18 protein-coding genes and 1 tRNA gene are annotated in these 21219 nt (G+C 41.0%); 2 read left to right on the top strand and 17 right to left on the bottom strand.

Annotated features, from left to right (window positions below):
* The 13 genes from ABJE44_RS16815 to ABJE44_RS16755 form a co-directional block, all read right to left on the bottom strand.
* Positions 1-140 (bottom strand): GTP-binding protein (locus tag ABJE44_RS16815; RefSeq protein WP_348112728.1); only part of this gene is annotated, 140 nt, incomplete at its 3' end.
* Between the two features lie 76 nt (positions 141-216).
* A complete protein-coding gene (fusA, locus tag ABJE44_RS16810; protein ID WP_348112724.1) occupies positions 217-2319 on the bottom strand; it encodes an elongation factor G in 2103 nt (700 codons plus the stop codon).
* Between the two features lie 12 nt (positions 2320-2331).
* On the bottom strand, positions 2332-2802 hold the full coding sequence (rpsG, locus tag ABJE44_RS16805) for a 30S ribosomal protein S7 (protein ID WP_133471475.1): 471 nt from the start codon (positions 2800-2802) through the stop codon (positions 2332-2334).
* Between the two features lie 76 nt (positions 2803-2878).
* Positions 2879-3253: a 30S ribosomal protein S12 gene (rpsL, locus tag ABJE44_RS16800; RefSeq protein WP_007623100.1), complete on the bottom strand. Its 375-nt coding sequence runs from the start codon at positions 3251-3253 to the stop codon at positions 2879-2881.
* Positions 3254-3477: 224 nt separating this feature from the next.
* Positions 3478-7662 (bottom strand): DNA-directed RNA polymerase subunit beta', encoded by a 4185-nt coding sequence (gene rpoC / locus ABJE44_RS16795; protein WP_348112723.1) that lies wholly within the window; start codon positions 7660-7662, stop codon positions 3478-3480.
* An 88-nt stretch (positions 7663-7750) separates the two neighbouring features.
* Entirely contained in the window at positions 7751-11779 is a 4029-nt protein-coding gene (gene rpoB / locus ABJE44_RS16790) for a DNA-directed RNA polymerase subunit beta (protein WP_348112722.1), read from the bottom strand.
* A gap of 280 nt (positions 11780-12059) precedes the next feature.
* Positions 12060-12431, bottom strand: coding sequence for a 50S ribosomal protein L7/L12 (rplL, locus tag ABJE44_RS16785; protein WP_133471472.1), 372 nt, complete (start codon positions 12429-12431; stop codon positions 12060-12062).
* Between the two features lie 53 nt (positions 12432-12484).
* Positions 12485-13003 (bottom strand): 50S ribosomal protein L10, encoded by a 519-nt coding sequence (gene rplJ, locus ABJE44_RS16780; RefSeq protein WP_348112721.1) that lies wholly within the window; start codon positions 13001-13003, stop codon positions 12485-12487.
* A gap of 380 nt (positions 13004-13383) precedes the next feature.
* Complete coding sequence (rplA, locus tag ABJE44_RS16775; protein ID WP_348112720.1) at positions 13384-14079, bottom strand: 50S ribosomal protein L1; 696 nt, start codon at positions 14077-14079, stop codon at positions 13384-13386.
* A gap of 3 nt (positions 14080-14082) precedes the next feature.
* Entirely contained in the window at positions 14083-14511 is a 429-nt protein-coding gene (gene rplK / locus ABJE44_RS16770; protein ID WP_133471469.1) for a 50S ribosomal protein L11, read from the bottom strand.
* Between the two features lie 241 nt (positions 14512-14752).
* Positions 14753-15289 carry a transcription termination/antitermination protein NusG gene (gene nusG, locus ABJE44_RS16765; protein WP_133471468.1) on the bottom strand — a complete coding sequence of 179 codons (537 nt, stop codon included), beginning with the start codon at positions 15287-15289 and terminating at the stop codon, positions 14753-14755.
* A 3-nt stretch (positions 15290-15292) separates the two neighbouring features.
* On the bottom strand, positions 15293-15670 hold the full coding sequence (secE, locus tag ABJE44_RS16760) for a preprotein translocase subunit SecE (RefSeq protein ID WP_133471467.1): 378 nt from the start codon (positions 15668-15670) through the stop codon (positions 15293-15295).
* An 80-nt stretch (positions 15671-15750) separates the two neighbouring features.
* A tRNA-Trp gene (locus tag ABJE44_RS16755) sits at positions 15751-15827 on the bottom strand.
* A gap of 307 nt (positions 15828-16134) precedes the next feature.
* Between ABJE44_RS16755 and ABJE44_RS16750 the strand changes: the two genes are divergently transcribed.
* Together ABJE44_RS16750 and ABJE44_RS16745 are read left to right on the top strand one after the other, a co-directional pair.
* The gene (locus ABJE44_RS16750; protein ID WP_348112727.1) at positions 16135-16665 is read left to right on the top strand and encodes a YgjV family protein; all 531 of its coding nucleotides are present in this window, start codon (positions 16135-16137) and stop codon (positions 16663-16665) included.
* Between the two features lie 152 nt (positions 16666-16817).
* Positions 16818-17519 carry a DUF445 domain-containing protein gene (locus ABJE44_RS16745; RefSeq protein WP_348112719.1) on the top strand — a complete coding sequence of 234 codons (702 nt, stop codon included), beginning with the start codon at positions 16818-16820 and terminating at the stop codon, positions 17517-17519.
* Positions 17520-17521: 2 nt separating this feature from the next.
* Here ABJE44_RS16745 and ABJE44_RS16740 read toward each other — a convergent pair whose 3' ends face one another.
* From ABJE44_RS16740 to ABJE44_RS16725, 4 genes are all read right to left on the bottom strand, one after another.
* Positions 17522-18205, bottom strand: coding sequence for an RluA family pseudouridine synthase (locus tag ABJE44_RS16740; RefSeq protein WP_348112718.1), 684 nt, complete (start codon positions 18203-18205; stop codon positions 17522-17524).
* A gap of 35 nt (positions 18206-18240) precedes the next feature.
* Entirely contained in the window at positions 18241-20082 is a 1842-nt protein-coding gene (locus ABJE44_RS16735; protein ID WP_348112717.1) for an ABC transporter ATP-binding protein, read from the bottom strand.
* Between the two features lie 73 nt (positions 20083-20155).
* Positions 20156-20782 (bottom strand): RraA family protein, encoded by a 627-nt coding sequence (locus ABJE44_RS16730; protein ID WP_348112716.1) that lies wholly within the window; start codon positions 20780-20782, stop codon positions 20156-20158.
* A 4-nt stretch (positions 20783-20786) separates the two neighbouring features.
* Positions 20787-21206, bottom strand: coding sequence for an MAPEG family protein (locus ABJE44_RS16725; protein ID WP_348112715.1), 420 nt, complete (start codon positions 21204-21206; stop codon positions 20787-20789).
* Positions 21207-21219 lie beyond the last annotated feature (13 nt).

Raw genomic sequence — 21219 nt, 5'->3', positions numbered from 1 at the left:
AATGCAGATGCATCGCCACCGTAAGTTTTTGCTAATACAGTTGTGATTGCAGCTGTTAATGTGGTTTTACCGTGGTCAACGTGGCCGATAGTACCTACGTTTACATGCGGTTTAGTACGTTCAAACTTTTCTTTTGCCATTTTACTGGTTTCCTAGTTAAAAGTCCGGCCCCTATCCTATATGGAGTAGATAACCGGACCAGACCTTCATTAAGATTTACAGTCGCGACTCGGAGATAGCTTTTGCTACCGCACTCGACGCTTCTGCGTAATTAAAAAATTCCATAGAGTATGAGGCTCTACCCTGAGTTGCACTACGCAAATCAGTAGCATAACCAAACATTTCTGATAAAGGTACTTTCGCATGTATTATTTTAATACCTGCAACACCATCATCCATGCCTTCTATCATACCGCGGCGCCTATTAAGGTCACCGACTACGTCACCCATCCAGTCTTCTGGAGTGGTGACTTCAACTTTCATAGTTGGCTCAAGTAAAACAGGGTTTGCTTCTGCAGCCCCTTTCTTGAATCCCATCGACCCTGCGATTTTAAACGCCATTTCTGAAGAGTCAACATCATGATACGAACCGTCGTATAAAGTTACTTTTACATCAAGTACTGGATACCCGGCTACAACACCACTTTGCATTTGTTGCTGAATACCTTTATCAACAGCTGGGATGAATTCTTTTGGAACGACTCCCCCAACCACTTCATTGATAAATTCGTAACCAGCACCTTCTTCATTAGGTTCGAGCTTCAACCAAACGTGACCATATTGGCCTTTTCCGCCTGATTGACGAACAAACTTACCTTCAACTTCAACGCTAGAGCGAATAGTTTCACGGTAAGCTACTTGTGGTTTACCTACATTACAATCAACACCAAACTCACGCTTCATTCTGTCGACAATGATATCTAAGTGCAGTTCACCCATACCAGATATTATTGTTTGCGCAGTTTCTTCGTCAGTATGTACCTTGAATGATGGATCTTCTGCCGCTAGCTTACTAAGGGCAATCGCCATCTTTTCTTGGTCTGGTTGAGATCTAGGTTCTACTGCAATAGAAATAACCGGTTCTGGAAATTCCATACGCTCTAGGGTAATAATATGATTAGGATCACACAAAGTGTCCCCCGTAGTCACATCTTTTAGCCCTATAGCTGCAGCTATGTCTCCTGCTCGTACTTCTTTAAGCTCTTCTCTATCTTTGGCATGCATTTGAACAATACGTCCAAAGCGCTCACGCTTACCTTTTACAGGGTTGTAAACGGCATCACCTGAGTTAACTACGCCAGAATAACAGCGGAAGAAAGTTAAAGTTCCAACAAAGGGGTCTGTAGCAATTTTAAATGCTAAAGCAGCAAAAGGTTCGTTGTCGTTTGCAGGACGTTCGGCCTCTGTCTCATCTTTGTCGTTTAGTACACCTGTAATTGCTGGCACATCCATTGGTGCAGGTAGAAACTCGATAACAGAATCAAGTACAGCCTGAACACCTTTGTTTTTGAATGCCGAACCACAGGTTGCAAGCACAATTTCATTAGCAAGTGTACGTTTGCGTAAACCAAATTTGATTTCGTCTTCGGTAAGCTCTTCGCCTTCCAAATATTTATCCATCAAATCATCAGTAGCTTCTGCTGCCGCTTCAACTAACTGGGTACGAAGTTCTTCCGCACGGTCTGTTAAATCAGCAGGAATATCTTCATAAGTGAATGTCATACCTTGGTCAGACTCATTCCAATTAATGGCTTTCATCTTGATTAGGTCAACCACACCTTTAAAGGTTTCTTCAGCACCAATATTCAAATGAATAGGAACACAATTAGCCCCTAAACGATTTCTTATTTGATCTACAACACGCTCAAAATCTGCCCCTGCACGGTCCATCTTGTTAACAAATACCATGCGTGGAACGCGATATTTATCAGCTTGACGCCAAACAGTTTCAGATTGAGGTTCTACACCTGACGAACCACAAAATACCACCACCGCACCATCGAGCACTCGTAAAGAACGCTCAACTTCGATAGTGAAGTCAACGTGTCCTGGAGTATCGATAATATTGATACGGTGTTGGTCATATTGCTTGTTCATGCCCGACCAGAAACAGGTCGTGGCAGCCGAAGTAATGGTTATGCCGCGTTCTTGTTCTTGTTCCATCCAATCCATAGTGGCAGCGCCGTCATGGACCTCACCGATCTTATGAGAAAGACCAGTGTAGAAAAGAACCCGTTCAGTGGTGGTAGTTTTACCAGCATCAACGTGGGCGACAATACCAATATTTCGGTAACGCTCAAGGGGCGTTTTACGAGCCATAGCTTTCTCTTATTACCAACGGTAGTGAGCGAATGCTTTGTTAGCTTCGGCCATACGGTGAACGTCTTCACGTTTCTTAACCGCAGAACCTTTGTTCTCAGCAGCGTCGAGCATTTCAGCTGCAAGGCGTTGAGCCATTGATTTTTCACCACGTTTACGAGCAGCGTCAACTAACCAACGCATACCTAGTGCATTTCGACGAACGGGACGTACTTCTACTGGTACTTGGTAAGTAGAACCACCAACACGACGAGATTTAACCTCTACCGTAGGGCGGATGTTGTCCAACGCATCTTCAAATATGTCTAAGTGTGCTTTGTCAGCTTTAGAAGCAACAATATCTAGCGCACCGTAAACGATTTTTTCAGCAGTCGATTTTTTGCCATCTAACATGACGACATTCATAAATTTAGCTAATAACTCTGATCCGAACTTAGGATCTGGTAGGATTTTACGTTGTCCTACGACTCTTCTTCTTGGCATCTCAATTCTCCGTAGAATTCAGGGGATTCCCAAAACTCAATTAATACTATAGTTTGGCCTTACTAACGGAGAACCGTTAAGACTTAGGCCTTTTTGCGCCGTACTTAGAACGGCCAGCACGACGATCACTTACGCCAGCACAATCTAATGTACCGCGAACTGTGTGATAACGAACACCTGGTAAATCTTTAACACGACCACCACGAATAAGAACAACACTGTGCTCTTGTAAGTTGTGACCTTCTCCACCGATGTATGAAGAAACTTCAAAACCGTTGGTTAAACGAACACGACATACTTTACGTAATGCAGAGTTCGGCTTCTTTGGTGTGGTTGTATATACACGAGTACATACTCCACGACGTTGTGGACAGGCCTGCAAAGCCGCGACGTTGCTCTTCGTCGCAGGTTGTTTGCGTGGCTTGCGCACTAACTGGTTAACTGTTGCCATTAACAAGCTCCTGATTAAAATTACGACTGTTTGCCCTATTTATTAGGGCGTAAAACGCGAAAAATCCGCGAGCCTCAATTAAGTGATGAAATCATCACCAAATTTCGGGTCGCGGAAGTCTAATGATCAATAGCTGAGCTGTCAAGTAGGAGTGTCGCTAAAGTCTATTTTATATAGGTTTAGCGACAATTCTTACTTTTTCAGATCATATTTGATCTTATTTTTTACTCATCAGCAGGAGTATCACTTACTTCAGCATTTAATGCTTCTGTTAGTGCTAACTCTGCTTCAGATGCAGAAACTGAAGGTTCTTCCAGTTCTTGCAGTTCTGCTAGTTTTCTAGCAGTACGTTTTTGATGGTATGTGAAACCGGTACCAGCTGGTATTAAACGACCAACAATTACGTTTTCTTTCAAGCCACGCAACTCATCTTCTTTACCTTGCACTGCTGCTTCAGTAAGTACACGAGTTGTTTCTTGGAAAGAAGCTGCTGAGATAAATGACTCAGTAGACAATGACGCTTTTGTGATACCTAATAACTGTGTTTCGTACTGAGCAGGGATTTTTCCCTGTTTTTCCAATTCACGGTTAGCGATTTTCACGTTAGATACTTCTACCTGCTCACCTTCTAAGAACCTACTGTCACCAGCGTGAGTGATCATGCACTTACGCAACATTTGACGAATAACAACTTCGATGTGCTTATCGTTAATTTTTACCCCTTGTAGGCGGTAAACTTCTTGTACTTCATTAACGATATAGTTAGATACAGCACTGATACCACGTAAACGTAAAATGTCATGCGGAGACTCAGGACCATCGGCAATAACTTCACCTTTCTCAACAGACTCACCTTCAAACACGTTAAGTTGACGCCATTTAGGGATCATCTCTTCGTAGTGGTCTTCGCCTTTAGGCGTGATGGTTAAACGTTTCTTACCTTTAGTTTCTTTACCAAAGCCGATCATACCTGAAACTTCAGCTAAGATAGCTGGCTCTTTAGGCTTACGAGCTTCAAACAAGTCAGCAACACGTGGTAGACCACCGGTAATATCACGAGTCTTCGAGCTTTCTTGTGGTATACGTGCCAATACGTCACCAGGCTTAGCTTCCATACCATCTGTAGCTTCGATAGTAGTAAAGCTTGGTAAACGAATCTCTTGTAAGCCAAACTCTGCACTTTCAAGGATTAGCTTAGGTTCTTTAGCATTCGCTTTAGATAGATCATTTACAACGATACGAGTTAAACCAGTCAACTCATCTTGTTGCATTTCAGTATTACTGTCATCAACATCAGCAAAGCTAATTTTAGCGGCACGCTCTGTAACAATTGGATGTGAATGAGGGTCCCAGTTTGCAACCACTTCACCCGCTTCAACTTTTGTATTGTCATCAGTTGTTAATATTGCACCGTAAGGTACTTTATAACGTTCTTTCTCACGACCTTGATCATCAATAATAGTGATCTCAGTTGAACGAGAAACAATAACCACTTTGTCGTCTGTATTGCGTACAAACTTCGCATTATGAAGTTTCAATGTACCAGTAGTTTTAACTTGTACACTGTTTTCAGCAGACGCTCTAGATGCAGCTCCACCAATGTGGAAAGTACGCATGGTTAACTGTGTACCTGGTTCACCGATTGACTGTGCGGCAATAACACCCACAGCTTCACCATGACCAACCATGTGTCCACGAGCCAAGTCACGACCGTAACATTTAGCACAAACACCAAAGTCGTTTTCACAGGTAATTACTGAGCGAACCATAATTTGGTCAACTGAGTTTTCTTCAAGCATGTCCACTAAGGCTTCATCAAGAAGAACATTACGCTCAACTAGTACTTCAGTGGTGCCTGGTTTCAGTACGTCTTCAGCCACAGTACGACCTAGTACACGTTCACGAAGCGGCTCAACTACGTCACCACCTTCGATTAGCGGTGTCATTTTAACACCTTCAAACGTGCCACAGTCATCGTTATTAATAACCAAATCTTGTGCAACATCTACTAAACGACGAGTCAAATAACCCGAGTTAGCTGTTTTCAATGCCGTATCGGCCAAACCTTTACGAGCACCGTGAGTAGAGATGAAGTACTGAAGTACGTTCAAACCTTCACGGAAGTTTGCAGTAATAGGTGTTTCGATGATTGAACCATCTGGTTTTGCCATCAAACCACGCATACCCGCTAGCTGACGAATCTGAGCGGCACTACCACGAGCACCAGAATCGGCCATCATAAAGACTGAGTTGAAAGAAGCTTGTTCTTCCATTTCACCATCACGATTTAAAACTGATTCTTTAGATAAGTTTTCCATCATAGCTTTAGCGACTTTTTCATTCGCGTTTGACCAGATATCGATAACTTTGTTGTAACGTTCACCCGCGGTAACAAGACCAGATTGGAATTGCTCTTGGATTTCGTAAACTTCAGCTTCGGCACCTTCAATGATGTCTTTCTTAGCGTCAGGAATAACCATGTCATCAATACCAACCGATGCACCAGCAATCATTGCATAGTGAAAACCGGTATACATGATTTGGTCAGCTGCGATAACTGTATCTTTCAAACCAAGAGAACGGTAGCAAGCATTCAATAACTTAGAAATCTGCTTTTTACCCATGGCTTGGTTAATAATCTCAAAAGGTACACCTTTAGGTAATACTTCGGAGAAAATAGCACGACCAACTGTAGTATCAGTTAAGGTAACCTTTTCAGTCTTAGTCCCATCTTCGGCAACTTCATATTCAGTAATACGTACTTTAACACGAGCATGTAATTCAGCAGTTTCCGTACGGTAAGCTTTTTCAGCTTCCTTAGGACTGGTGAATACCATACCTTCACCTTTACCGTTAACACGATCACGTGTCATATAGTACAAGCCCATTACAACGTCCTGTGAAGGTACGATAATTGGCTCACCGTTGGCAGGTGAAAGAATATTGTTGGTAGACATCATCAACGCACGTGCTTCTAGCTGTGCTTCGATAGTCAAAGGTACGTGAACCGCCATTTGGTCACCATCGAAGTCGGCGTTATATGCCGCACAAACCAATGGGTGCAATTGAATAGCTTTACCTTCGATTAGAATAGGTTCAAATGCTTGGATACCTAGTCTATGAAGTGTTGGTGCACGGTTAAGCATAACTGGATGTTCGCGGATTACTTCATCAAGTACATCCCAAACTTCCGGATCTTCACGCTCAACTAATTTTTTAGCCGCTTTAATAGTCGTAGCTAAACCACGACCTTCTAGTTTTCCGTAAATAAATGGCTTGAATAATTCAAGTGCCATTTTCTTAGGAAGACCACATTGGTGCAAACGTAAAGTAGGACCAACGGTGATTACAGAACGACCAGAATAATCAACACGCTTACCTAGTAAGTTCTGACGGAAACGGCCTTGCTTACCTTTGATCATATCGGCCAAAGATTTAAGAGGACGTTTGTTAGAACCAGTAATAGCACGACCACGACGACCATTATCAAGAAGTGCATCTACCGCTTCTTGTAACATACGTTTTTCGTTACGTACTATGATGTCTGGAGCCGCAAGGTCAAGAAGACGCTTAAGACGGTTGTTACGGTTGATAACTCGACGATATAAATCGTTTAGATCAGAAGTCGCAAAACGACCACCATCTAGAGGTACCAATGGACGTAAATCAGGTGGTAAAACAGGAAGAACCGTTAAAATCATCCACTCTGGCTTGTTACCAGATAATTGGAAAGATTCTAATAGTTTCAAACGTTTAGTGATTTTCTTACGCTTAGTTTCAGAGTTAATAGTAGGTAACTCTTCACGCATAGCAACTACGTCAGCATCAACATCTAAGGCTTTAAGCAATTCGAATACTGCTTCAGCACCCATTTTTGCTTCAAATTCGTCACCATGCTCTTCTAACGCATCCAAATACTCTTCTTCAGTTAGAAGTTGGCTACGCTCTAAGGTTGTCATACCTGGTTCAGACACCACATATGATTCAAAATAAAGAACACGCTCAATATCACGTAATGTCATATCTAACATTAAGCCAATACGAGACGGTAGTGATTTAAGGAACCAGATATGTGCTACTGGGCTTGCCAGTTCAATGTGTCCCATACGCTCACGACGTACTTTAGTTAAAGTAACTTCAACTCCACATTTTTCACATATAACACCACGGTGTTTAAGGCGTTTATATTTACCACATAAACATTCGTAATCTTTTACTGGACCAAATATACGGGCACAGAACAAACCATCACGCTCAGGTTTAAACGTACGATAGTTAATCGTTTCTGGTTTCTTAACTTCACCAAAAGACCACGAGCGGATCATATCCGGAGCAGCTAAGCCAATTCGAATATTATCGAACTCTTCAGTCTTATGTTGTTGCTTAAGAAACTTTAATAAATCTTTCACATTTCTCTCCAGCGGAGTTAGTTGCAAAGATCCTGTTAGTGTTAATCACACTAACAGGACAATCGGTCTACAAGCTATATCTGAGCGTCTATTGCTCTTCTAGTTCGATATTGATACCTAGTGAACGGATTTCTTTCAACAATACGTTGAATGATTCCGGCATACCAGGTTCCATACGATGATCGCCATCAACAATGTTTTTATACATTTTAGTACGGCCATTCACGTCATCGGACTTAACGGTTAGCATTTCTTGTAAGGTATATGCAGCACCATATGCTTCTAGTGCCCATACTTCCATCTCTCCGAAACGCTGACCACCGAACTGAGCTTTACCGCCTAACGGTTGCTGTGTAACTAAGCTATATGAACCAGTAGAACGAGCATGCATTTTGTCATCAACCAAATGGTTAAGTTTCAGCATGTACATGTAACCTACTGTTACTGGGCGCTCAAATGGGCGACCTGTACGACCGTCAAACAAAGTGATTTGACCACTTTCAGGAATGTCGGCTAACGTTAACATATGCTTTATTTCAGCTTCCGTAGCACCGTCAAATACTGGTGTAGCCATTGGCACACCTTTACGTAAGTTACCGGCTAAACGGGTGACTTCATCATCAGTAAAGTTATCAATATCAACAACTTGATGCGATTTACCTGCACTGTAAACTTCTTTTAAGAAGTTACGTAGCTTGGCCATCTCTTCGTGCTCTTTCAACATACGGTCTATTTTCACACCGATACCGCTTGCAGCCATACCTAAGTGAGTTTCAAGAATCTGACCGATGTTCATACGCGAAGGTACACCAAGCGGGTTCAATACGATATCAACGGGGGTTCCGTTCTCGTCATAAGGCATGTCTTCAACTGGTTGAATAGTTGAAATAACACCTTTGTTACCATGACGTCCCGCCATTTTATCACCAGGCTGAATATGACGTTTAACTGCAAGGTAAACCTTAACAATCTTAAGTACACCTGGTTGTAAATCATCACCTTGAGTAATCTTACGACGTTTAACTTCAAATTTAGTGTCAAAGTCAGCTTTGATTTCACTATGCTGTTCAGCAATTTGATCAAGCTCGGCTTGTGCATCTTCATCACTTAAGGTTAAGTCAAACCACTTATCGCGAGGTAAACTATTAAGTTTATCTTGGTCAATTCCCGATTTAAGTAACAAGTTACTAGCTCTGGCAAAAATGCCATCCGCTAAAATTCCAAACTCATCGCCTAAGTCTTTCTTAACTTCACGCAATTGCATATCTTCGATTTCACGAGCACGTTTGTCTTTTTCAACACCATCACGGGTGAATACTTGAACATCGATAACTGTACCGTGAACACTATTTGGAACGCGTAATGAAGTATCTTTAACATCAGACGCTTTCTCACCAAAGATTGCTCTTAAAAGTTTTTCTTCTGGCGTAAGTTGAGTTTCACCTTTAGGTGTCACTTTACCTACTAAGATATCGCCACCTTTAACTTCAGCACCGATATAAACAACACCAGAATCATCCAGTTTTCCTAAGGCAGACTCACCCACATTCGGGATATCAGCACTAATTTCTTCTGGACCAAGCTTAGTATCACGAGCAATACAGCTTAGTTCTTGGATGTGAATAGATGTAAATCTATCTTCTTGAGCAACACGCTCAGAGATTAAGATTGAATCTTCGAAGTTATAACCATTCCAAGGCATGAATGCGATACGCATATTTTGCCCTAGTGCTAAGTCACCCATATCTGTGGATGGACCGTCAGCTAATACATCACCAGCAACAACTGGCTCGCCAACATTACATGTTGGTTTTTGGTTAATACATGTATTTTGGTTTGAACGGGTGTATTTAGTCAGGTTGTAAATATCAATACCTGCTTCACCAGCTGTCATTTCTGACTCGTTCACTTTAACAACGATACGACTTGCGTCTACGTAATCTACTGAACCACCGCGTTTCGCAACTACCGTTACACCAGAGTCAACTGCTACAGTTTTTTCCATACCCGTTCCAACTAGCGGCTTTTCAGCTATAAGTGTTGGAACAGCTTGACGTTGCATGTTGGCACCCATCAATGCACGGTTAGCATCATCGTGTTCTAGGAACGGAATAATACTCGCTGCAACAGAAACGATTTGCTGTGGAGAGACATCCATGTACTTGATGTCATCAACTGGCATTAACGTGGTTTCACCACGGAAACGACAAGGGATCAATTCTTCAGCTAATTTGCCGTCGTCATCTAGCACGACATTTGCCTGTGCAATCGCAAATTGGCCTTCTTCGATAGCCGACAAATAATCGATTTCGTCGGTTACAACACCATCAATAATTTTACGATAAGGTGTTTCTAAGAAACCAAAATCGTTTGTTCGAGCAAAACTTGATAAAGAGTTGATCAAACCAATGTTTGGTCCTTCAGGTGTTTCGATTGGACAAACACGACCGTAATGAGTTGGATGTACGTCACGTACTTCAAATCCAGCTCTTTCACGTGTTAATCCGCCTGGGCCTAATGCAGAAATACGACGTTTGTGCGTAACTTCTGATAACGGGTTGTTCTGGTCCATAAACTGAGATAATTGGCTCGAACCAAAGAACTCTTTTACAGCAGCAGAAATAGGCTTAGCGTTAATCAAATCTTGTGGCATAACGGCATCAAGGTCGCCTAAACTTAGACGTTCTTTAACAGCACGTTCAACACGTACTAAACCAACACGGAATTGGTTTTCAGCCATTTCACCAACAGAACGAATACGTCTGTTACCTAAGTGATCGATATCATCAACTTCATCTTTACCATCACGGATAGTGATAAGTTGCTTCATTACTGAAACGATATCATCGTTACCTAAAGTGCCAGAACCTGTTGATTCTTCACGTCCTAAACGACGGTTAAACTTCATCCGTCCAACAGACGATAAGTCATATCTATCGTCAGAGAAGAATAAGTTAGTAAACAAGGTTTCAGCGGCATCTTTAGTTGGTGGCTCACCAGGACGCATCATGCGGTAAATTTCAACTAAAGCTTCAAGCTTGTTAGTTGAATTATCTATACGCAAGGTATCTGATATATAAGCACCATGATCTAACTCATTAATATAGAGAGTATCAAAAGTGGTAACACCGGCTTCAGTAAGTTCTGCTAAGTTCTCTAATGTTAGTTCATCATTAGCACTAACTATAACTTCGCCAGTTTCTTCATTGATGAAGTCACGAGCAAAGACACGGCCAACTAAGTATTCAGCAGGAACTTCTAATTCAGTTATTTTTGCTTTTTCTAGTGCTCTAGTATGACGAGCTGATATACGGCGACCCGCTTCAACAAGAACCTTACCTTTCGCATCTAGAATATCAAACTGCGCAGTCTCACCTCGAAGGCGGTCTGGCACTATATCTGATAAATATTTATCACCATCAATTCGAACCTGATTTTTCTCAAAGAATAAATCAAGAATCTCTTCTGTGGTCATTTCTAATGCACGTAAGATAATAGTAGCCGGTAATTTACGACGTCTATCTATACGTACAAATAAGTTATCTTTAGGGTCAAATTCAAAGTCTAACCACGAACCACGGTATGGGATAACGCGAGCGTTATACAACACTTTACCGGATGAGTGAGTCTTCCCTTTATCGTGATCGAAGAACACGCCTGGTGAACGATGTAATTGCGACACAATAACACGCTCAGTCCCATTGATAACGAAAGTTCCGTTATCTGTCATGAGTGGAATTTCACCCATGTAGACTTCTTGCTCTTTAATGTCTTTTACTGTGCCTGGTGCTGCTTCTCTATCGAACAACACTAAACGCAATTTCACACGTAGAGGGGCTGAATATGTAACACCACGTATCTGACATTCTTTTACGTCAAATACTGGCTCACCTAAACGGTAACTTACATATTGTAATTCAGCGTTACCAGAGTAACTTTTGATTGGAAAAACTGATCTAAATGCTGCTTCCAGTCCATGTTGACCTTCTTCATCGAGGTCAATAAACTTCTTAAAAGAATCTAACTGGATTGAAAGTAGATACGGTATTTCCAATACCTGTGGGCGTTTGCCAAAATCCTTACGGATACGTTTCTTTTCGCTATAGGAGTAAACCATGGGTTCCTCAGCCTGCCGATTTTTGACCCAACTTGTTTAAGGAGTGCACTCATTAAACAAACTTCCGCTATCCTTTAAGTTTGTACTTCAAATCTTTTCCAAATTCATTAAGAGGCTTACTTAACTTATTGGTTTTATTAGATTTAAAATACATTTTGCACTTTATTACTAGGATCAATATAAAAGGATGAAAATACCAAATCCTACAGCGCAAAAAGGCTGGTGACTAAAAAGTCACCAGCCTATGCCATTTCAGGCTAACAATCTGTGTTTAGACAGATTATTTAAGCTCAACTTCAGCGCCAGCTTCTTCAAGCGTCTTCTTAAGTTCTTCAGCTTCTTCTTTCGATACGCCTTCTTTGATAGCTTTAGGAGCAGATTCAACTACTTCTTTAGCTTCTTTAAGACCTAGACCAGTTGCGCCACGTACAGCTTTGATTACAGCAACTTTGTTACCACCGAAAGATGTCATAACAACATCAAATTCAGTTTGTTCTGCAGCAGCTTCAGCAGCAACAGCAGGACCGGCAACAGCAACAGCTGCAGCAGCAGAAACGTTGAATTTTTCTTCAGCCGCTTCAATTAGTTCAACTAGTTCCATTACTGGCATTTCAGCAATAGCGTTTAAAATATCATCTTTAGTTAGAGCCATTTCTCTAAACTCCTGGGTTTAATGTTAAAAATTTAAATGTACAAAAACGAAAATTATTTTTCGTCTTTGATCGCCGCCAATACACGCACAAATTTGCCTGGAACTTCGTTGATAGTTTGAACGAATTTCTCGGCAGGTGCTTTGAAGGTAGCAAGTAATCTTGCCAACGCTTCGTCGCGGGTAGGTAGTGATGCTACTGCATCCAGTTTTTCTGGACCCAATAAACCACTGCCAATAGAAAGTGCAGTTACGTTTAGCTTGTCGTTAGTTTTTGCATAGTCTTTAAAAAGACGAGCAGCACCACCAGGTGCTTCTATAGAAAAACCATAGATTAACTGACCAGTTAACGCACTGTCCATGTCAGCAAACTTACTTTCAGCTAAAGCACGTTTAGCAAGAGTGTTACGTACTACTCGTAAGTAAACACCTTGTTCGCGAGCTTTAACACGAAGGTCAGTTAATTCTGCCACTTCCATGCCACGGTATTCAGCAACGGCAACAGATAGAGCTCGAGATGCAACATCGTTAATTTCTGCTACGATCTCTTTTTTTGCTGCTAAGCCTAATGCCACTGAGTTCACCTCTTAAAGTCTGAAACTTCATTTCTATATGAAATATCCGCTTCAGGATTCACAGATTGATATCATTACTAAGGGGTTAACCTAGGTAAATCCACCGCTCTACGGTGTTCGTTAATCCCAGAGAGTCTGAGTCGAAACCACCGTCTGCGCAGGCTCGCTTTTTAAGTAAGTTGTTTGCGATGTGTAATATAAAAATTACAATCTAGGCGAATGCTCTCTTACTTCATCCACCAACTTACGCCTGCGGTCTTGGACGGGAGTCTGTCGTTAAACTTATCTTGCAACAAGCCTAACTCAGACTCCAACCCATAACCTTTACAGAGAAACAAATAATCAAAATTGATTACTTGCCGAAACCAAACTAATTAAGCTTAAGCGCCTAAAGAAGCTTGGTCTACAGAAACACCCGCACCCATAGTTGTGCTAAGGCTTACTTTCTTGATGTAAGTACCTTTAGCTGAAGAAGGCTTAGCTTTGTTAAGCGCTTCTAATAATGCTGCTAGGTTTTCTTGAATTTGATTTGCTTCAAAAGCGATCTTACCAATGCTTGCATGGATAATACCGTTTTTGTCGTTACGATAACGAACCTGACCAGCTTTAGCATTTTTAACTGCTGTCGCTACATCTGGAGTAACCGTACCCGTTTTAGGGTTAGGCATAAGTCCACGTGGACCTAAGATTTGACCTAATTGACCAACAACGCGCATTGCATCAGGAGAAGCAACAACAACGTCAAAGTCCATTTCGCCTTTTTTCACTGCAGCAGCTAAATCGTCCATACCAACGATATCAGCACCCGCTTCTTTAGCAGCTTCAGCGTTTGCACCTTGAGTGAAAACAGCAACACGTACGTCTTTACCTGTACCATTTGGTAATACAGTCGCACCACGAACGTTTTGATCAGATTTTTTAGCGTCTATGCCAAGATTGATTGAAACATCAATGCTTTCAGCAAATTTAGCAGTAGCTAATTCTTTTAACAAAGTAACAGCTTCGTTAAATTCGTATTCTTTAGTTGAATCTACTTTCTCGGCAATTAGGCGAGCTTTTTTTGATAATTTAGCCATGTCTTATCCCTCTACTACCAAGCCCATGCTGCGTGCAGAGCCAGCGATGGTGTTTACTGCTGCATCTAAACTTGCTGCAGTCAAATCAGGTTCTTTCGCTTTAGCAATATCTTCTAATTGCGCGCGTGTCACTTTACCCACTTTCTCAGTGTTAGGACGGCCAGAACCACTCTTAATACCAGCAGCTTTCTTAAGCAAGTAAGATGCAGGTGGAGTTTTAGTTTCGAAGGTAAAAGAACGATCTTCGTAAACAGTAATTTCTACTGGTACTGGAGCGCCTTTTTCTTGAGATTCTGTTTTTGCGTTAAACGCTTTACAGAATTCCATGATATTAACACCGTGTTGACCTAGTGCAGGACCAACTGGTGGACTTGGATTAGCAGCACCTGCTGCTACTTGTAGCTTAATTAAGCCAGTGACTTTTTTCGCCATGATTAATACTCTCTAATTTGGGTATAACGCCTTGTAAACATTGAGAATGCTCACTCTAACGGCTTCCCTTTCAATAAAATCGGGTCGCGCATTATAGATGAAGTTTTAAACAGGCGCAAGGTAAAATGATATAGAATTTAAATATTTATGCTTACTGAAAGACCACAAACTAAAAAGGATGCCGTAGCATCCTTTTTTTCTTTTAACATCTGACAGTGCAGAGTGCTTAAAGAATCTAACGTTAGCCTTTCTCTACCTGTCCAAACTCTAGCTCTACCGGAGTTGAGCGACCAAAGATCAGAACAGACACTTTCAAGCGGCTTTTTTCGTAGTCTACTTCTTCCACTACACCATTGAAGTCTGCGAATGGACCGTCGGTAACACGTACCACTTCGCCTGGTTCGAATAATGTTTTTGGTTTTGGCTTATCCACGCCTTCTTCAAGACGATTAAGAATAGCGTTCGCTTCTTTAGTTGTGATCGGCGCAGGGCGATCAGATGTTCCACCAATAAAGCCCAGTACACGAGGAACACTTTTAACCAAATGCCATGAATCTTCATTCATATCCATTTGTACCAATACGTAACCTGGGAAAAACTTACGTTCACTTTTCCGTTGTTGCCCTGCACGCATTTCAACAACTTCCTCAGTCGGTACTAAAATCTCACCAAAAGAGTCTTCCATTTCATGCATTTTGATATGTTCAAGTAATGTTTTTTGAACACGGCCTTCGTAACCAGAAAACGCTTGAACCACGTACCATTTTTTGTCTGACATAGTTTAAATTCCTAATCCGGTTATAAAGGAGACAACTTCAACAATAATCCCGTCTAATCCCCATAAAATAAGAGACATAACAACAGTTGCTGCCAACACTATCATAGTTGTCGTAGTAGTTTCTTGGCGAGTTGGCCACACAACCTTTCTTACTTCTGTACGAGAGTCTTTCGCAAATGCTAAGAAAGTACTACCTTTAACAGTTGTTGAAGCAATAAACCCTGCGATACCGACACCGGCAACAGCTACAAGTGCAATATACAGCACCGAAAGCTCTGGAAAGAAATGGTTGAAAGCAACAACGCCAGCCAACAAACCGAAGACCAACAGCCACTTCAACATATCTAGAGAATTGGAACTGCTTTCTGTATTTTCGCTCATGCTAAACCCTAATTCTGTTATGCCTTACTTGTTATTCCTAAGTAGGCTTATCTAATTCAACAACTTGTACGTGTCATAAATGGCAGGGGTGGAGGGATTCGAACCCCCAACCGTCGGTTTTGGAGACCGCCGTTCTACCAATTGGAACTACACCCCTAAAATATTCATGTCTTACCGCAAATTCACTTAGCGACAACACAAATTTTAGTCACACTACCCTTGTTGAAACATAGATTTTTTCAGGAAAAATTTAGAATCACAAACGGGAGGGTGGCGTATTATACTTATTGACGAAGGGTATTCAAGAAGAAAAAGCAACCTAACTTACCGAGAAGTAGAATTAACTATTAAAAACGAAAGTCATGGCCGCTCTATAGCTCCAATAAATATTAGTGAATTAAGAATTACATCCCCCCCAAAACGTTTACAATAGCCCATCAAGTTCACTCTAGGTTTATTTTCTCATCAATATAATCGATTCATTAAATCATTTATTTTGGCAAGATCCCGTCGCACAAAGTATTGGGTTAATAGCACTATGCATTGGTGTCAGTGCCTTTTTTCAAAAGAACGACCAAAAATTACGTTATTTTTTAACTGTTTTTACATTGTTTATGACAGTACATTTTTTAATGTTAGGTCAGTGGACAGGGGCGTTAATGGCATTCTTAGGCAGCCTAAGAAATTACGCATCCAGCAGAACCAATAGCTTAAAAGTGATGTACGGATTTATTTTTGTAGCATGGTTATTAGCTATACCTAACATGGAAAACTTGGTGCATCTGCTACCTGTCATAGCAACTACCTTTGGCACATTAGCGGTATTTAGAATGCACGGTATAAAGTTACGCCTTTTCATGTCAATGGGAACTGTATGCTGGTTAACTCATAACTATCTTGTATTTTCAATTGGAGGGGTTTTGGTAGAATCCTTATTTTTAGTTATTAATGCTCACACTATGTTTAAACTAAGCCAACTTAATAAGGGTATTTAATTCAAACTCCTTGCGGCAGGTTTTCTATAGGTTGAGTTCGATTAAGTAAGTTCAGTTAATCTTTTCGTTGACACAAATATTTTAATTGATATAAACCTTTCCGTTTTTTGTTTTCTCGATAAATAACCTTTCATTTCAAAGGAGTCTGTATTTTGAATAAAAGCTTAATAACTAACTTAGTAGCGGTGTCTGTGCTGTTAATCGGAATTTTCACCAATTACAGCTTATTAAAAAGCATAGGTATCTTTGCTCTATCTGGCGCCATTACTAATTGGCTAGCGGTACATATGTTATTTGAAAAAGTACCTGGCTTATATGGCTCTGGTGTTATCCCTAATCGCTTTGAAGAATTTAAGCAGAGTATTCATAATTTGATTATGACTGAGTTTTTTACACAATCTAACATTGAGCGGTTCACCACTAATAAAGGAGCAAGTGATATAAATCTATCGCCAATCATTGCAAAAATTGATTTATCACCCACCTTCGACTCATTAATAGAAGTAGTGCAAGCGTCCTCTTTTGGGCAAATGCTAGGAATGTTTGGTGGTACTGAAGCATTAGAGCCAATGCGCCAACCCTTTGTAGAAAAAATGTCAGAAGCAGTTGTGCAAATCACTCAATCAGATAATTTTAAAGACTTATTACAGGCGCATCTAACGCAATCTGACACACAACAAAATATACAACAGAACATTGCGACAGTTGTTACCCAAAGGCTAAATGAATTAACACCAGCAATTGTCAAAGACATAGTGCAGGGAATGATTAAACAACACCTAGGCTGGCTAGTAGTTTGGGGCGGCGTGTTTGGTGGTTTAATAGGGCTAATTGCAGCACTATTAAATATCTAATCTTAGTTACTCAGAAGGGGGCTTGGGCTGGTAAACGTAATTAGCTTATGAGAGTGTGGGTGTTTAATCGTGATATCCAAAGCATGAAGCAATAACCTTGAAGCTAAACCTTGAGTCTCGGCTGAGCCATACAAATCACACCCTAAAATTGGATGCCCAATAGCCTGGCTATGAAGTCTTAATTGATGTGTTCGCCCCGTCAAAGGGGTAAATTGCACTCTAGTTCTTGATGGCCCGGTTAACCTTTCAATTACCTGATATTTAGATTTAGCTTCCTTACCCTCTTGATTGCAAATTTTTAGCCTGGGAAACAAAGCCGCATCTTTTGCTATAGGTAAATCAATCACGCCTTCTTCATTGCGCAAATGCCCCGCTAAAATTGACTCATAACGCTTAGTAACGGTTCGAGCTTGAAATTGCTGAGTCAGATTAGCGTTAACTTGTTTGCTTTTAGCTAATAACATGACACCTGAGGTTCCAAAATCTAAACGGTGAGCTAAGGTGATCGCTGGATAATCTTTAACTAAGCGATAGTGAACAGAATCTTTATTTTTAGGGTTTTTACCAGACAAGCTCAACAAACCACTCGGTTTATTGATAACAAGCATGGACTCATCTTCATACAAAATGTCAATTTCGTCAGAGCAAGGAGGAGCCACAAAATTATCAAAGATACTTTTATCCAAACCAGCTTACTCTCAACCATCTACAGCTAACTTGTTTAGTCAATGCCAATAAAGCCACCGGTTTGGTGCTCCCATAACTTGGCATAAATTCCTTTTTTGGCAATTAATTCGTTATGTGAACCTTGCTCGACTATACGCCCTTCATCCAACACTAAAAGCCTATCCATTTGAGCAATAGTCGATAACCTATGGGCAATTGCCAACACAGTTTTATTTTCCATTACCTTATCTAAGCACTGTTGAATCGCCACCTCTACTTCAGAATCAAGCGCGGAGGTTGCTTCATCCAAAATAAGAATTGGGGCATCTTTTAACATGACTCTAGCTATAGCGATACGTTGACGCTGGCCACCAGATAATTTAACGCCACGCTCACCCACATGGGCGTCATAACCTACTCTGCCCTGTAGATCTGTCAGGTTTTGGATGAATGCGTGTGACTCAGCTTGTTCGGCGGCCTTGAGCATATCTTCTTCGCTCGCGTCTAAACGACCATACAATATATTATCTCTCACAGAACGATGTAGTAGCGAGGTATCTTGCGTCACCATACTGATGTTTGCTCGTAAAGTTTCTTGTTGTAGTTGACTAATATTCTGACCATCAATTTTAATACTGCCACTTTGAATATCGTAAAAGCGTAATAACAGGTTCACTAACGTTGATTTTCCAGCACCTGAACGCCCAACCAAGCCCACTTTTTCTCCTGCTTTAATCCTAATATCTAAATCTTTAAATACACTTATTGGCAAGTCATTGGCACCTTGGTAACCAAAGTTAACCTTATCAAAATGAATTTCGCCGCCTTTCATTTTAAGTGGCTTAGCACCGGGAATATCTTTCACCGCTACAGGTACAGACAAACTATTAATACCGTCTTGTACAGTACCGATATTTTCAAACAAAGACGAAACCTCCCACATAACCCACTGAGACATGCCATTAAGTCTTAGACATAAACTAACAGTTATCGCGATTTCACCTGGAGTAACCAGCTCTAACATCCACAAGTAAATCGCCAAAGCACTGATACTAAATACCAACAAGGCATTACTAAACCAAACACAAGCATACAACACAGTGACGAGTCGCATTTGTGGATAAACACTTTTCAAAAAACCTAACATGCCGTCTTTAGCATATTCGGCCTCGCGACTGGTATGAGCAAACAGCTTAACTGTGGTGATATTAGTATAACTATCTACAATCCTTCCGGTCATCAAAGAACGTGCATCTGCCTGCTTTTGAGAGACACGCTTTAGCCTTGGTATCAAGGTGCGTAAAATCACCACATATACGAAAAACCAAACAATTAATGGCGCGCTTAAACGCCAATCTGCAGTGAATACCAAAAACACTATACTGATGAAATACACACTGACATAAACCAAAATATCTAAGGTTTTCATAACAGTTTCACGGACAGCCAATGCGGTTTGCATGACTTTAGTTGCCACTCTTCCAGCGAATTCATTTTGAAAAAAGCCTAAGCTTTGACCAATTACATACCTGTGCGCCTGCCAGCGAATTTTCATGGGGAAGTTTCCCATCAACCCTTGATGCGATAATAAAGACTGAGTAATTACCAAAGTAGGCAACACTAGGAGTACCAACAGCCCCATCCAAATCAAATTACCCTTTTCTGTTTCGATAAAAGTGTCTCTGTCGCTTGCCGCCAGCCAATCTACTAACTGGCCTAAAAAACCAAATAGAGAGACTTCAAGGGCTGCAATAGCGGCTGATAAAAACGATACGCAAAAAATAACGGGCCACATGCCTTGAGTATAATAACGACAAAAAGCGAAAATGGTTTGGGGGGGTTGCTCTGGATGAGCTGCCGGAAACGGATTAGTTAACCGTTCAAAAAATGCAAACATGGAGATATTAAACCTTGGAGTGACAAAAACTTATAAATGGACTTAACCGAATAAGCGCTATTAATACATGATACTAATCAGAATACCCTAACTCTTTTAATTTCGACTCAACTTTTTTTGAATGCTGAGCTTGCCATTCTGCCAAGCTCATCTGGGCATCTTTATCGGTTCTTGCCTTAGCTAAACTATAGACTTTATCAAGTTGAGACTTTGGAATAACCGCAATTCCTTCTTCATCTGCAATAATATAATCCCCAGCATTAACCGTTACACCACCACAGTAGATAGGTTGATTGAATGGAAATATTTGTTCTTTTGCAGCTGGCTTAGGTATTGTATGACGTGCATATACCGGAAACTTCAAAGCTCGTACTTCTGCTACATCTCTAACAGCACCGTCTATAATAAAGCCAGTTATCCCCCTATTTTGCGCAACAGCACAAACATTACCACCCGAGCTCGCAACCGTAGGATCGGCCTCAACAACAATAATATCACCGGGCTGCGCACGATAAATAGCAGCATGTAAACTTAAGTGGTCACCTTTACCACATTTGACAGTAAACGCTGGCCCTGCAATGCGAGGAATTTGTGGCCACATGGCTCTAACAGCCGGAGATATAAATTGCTCTCTAGATAGCCCCTCAGAGTATTCACAGGGAGAGATTGCCAACAACTCATCAATACTTGGCTTAGACATAGAGTTAAGCTCCTAAAAATTTAATAAAGAACTTTGCCAACCAAACACAACATATTCCAATCTGAATCAAGAAAAACACAAAGCGGATCTGCACAGCTAACACGCTCGTTGAAATTAGATGAGTAACAGATTGACCTAACCTAGCAGCAAGTAAAACAAGAGCAAGCCCATCGGTAATAACAGCAGAGTTAGTAGCTAATGCCAGTAACATTAAGCCACCGACAAATGCAAAACTCTCTACACAATTTCCCATTGCACGGCTTAAACGTTCACCAAAAGGAGGTGAATCCGAGCCATCTGATTTGAATCCATTCGGAGCCTTTTGTTTTTTCATTACCAATGAGGTGCGGTAGACAGCAATAAAAATCACCAGAAATAAGGTCCAAGATAGGTAACCTAACAAGGATAAAATAGTATCATTCATGAGCAGCATTTCT

It is taken from the genome of Paraglaciecola sp. (assembly GCF_039942875.1).
Taxonomy (GTDB): domain Bacteria; phylum Pseudomonadota; class Gammaproteobacteria; order Enterobacterales; family Alteromonadaceae; genus Paraglaciecola.
The sequence above is the reverse complement of the archived record's forward strand: the minus strand, read 5'-3'. Positions and strand labels throughout refer to the sequence as shown.

Bases quoted from the DNA above. Each gene is read 5' to 3' on its own strand.
- fusA (WP_348112724.1), bottom strand. From the start codon at position 2,319: ATGGCTCGTAAAACGCCCCTTGAGCGTTACCGAAATATTGGTATTGTC.
- rpsG (WP_133471475.1), bottom strand. From the start codon at position 2,802: ATGCCAAGAAGAAGAGTCGTAGGACAACGTAAAATCCTACCAGATCCT.
- rpsL (WP_007623100.1), bottom strand. From the start codon at position 3,253: ATGGCAACAGTTAACCAGTTAGTGCGCAAGCCACGCAAACAACCTGCG.
- rpoB (WP_348112722.1), bottom strand. From the start codon at position 11,779: ATGGTTTACTCCTATAGCGAAAAGAAACGTATCCGTAAGGATTTTGGC.
- rplL (WP_133471472.1), bottom strand. From the start codon at position 12,431: ATGGCTCTAACTAAAGATGATATTTTAAACGCTATTGCTGAAATGCCA.
- rplA (WP_348112720.1), bottom strand. From the start codon at position 14,079: ATGGCTAAATTATCAAAAAAAGCTCGCCTAATTGCCGAGAAAGTAGAT.
- rplK (WP_133471469.1), bottom strand. From the start codon at position 14,511: ATGGCGAAAAAAGTCACTGGCTTAATTAAGCTACAAGTAGCAGCAGGT.
- nusG (WP_133471468.1), bottom strand. From the start codon at position 15,289: ATGTCAGACAAAAAATGGTACGTGGTTCAAGCGTTTTCTGGTTACGAA.
- secE (WP_133471467.1), bottom strand. From the start codon at position 15,670: ATGAGCGAAAATACAGAAAGCAGTTCCAATTCTCTAGATATGTTGAAG.
- ABJE44_RS16735 (WP_348112717.1), bottom strand. From the start codon at position 20,082: ATGTTTGCATTTTTTGAACGGTTAACTAATCCGTTTCCGGCAGCTCAT.
- ABJE44_RS16730 (WP_348112716.1), bottom strand. From the start codon at position 20,782: ATGTCTAAGCCAAGTATTGATGAGTTGTTGGCAATCTCTCCCTGTGAA.
- ABJE44_RS16725 (WP_348112715.1), bottom strand. From the start codon at position 21,206: ATGAATGATACTATTTTATCCTTGTTAGGTTACCTATCTTGGACCTTA.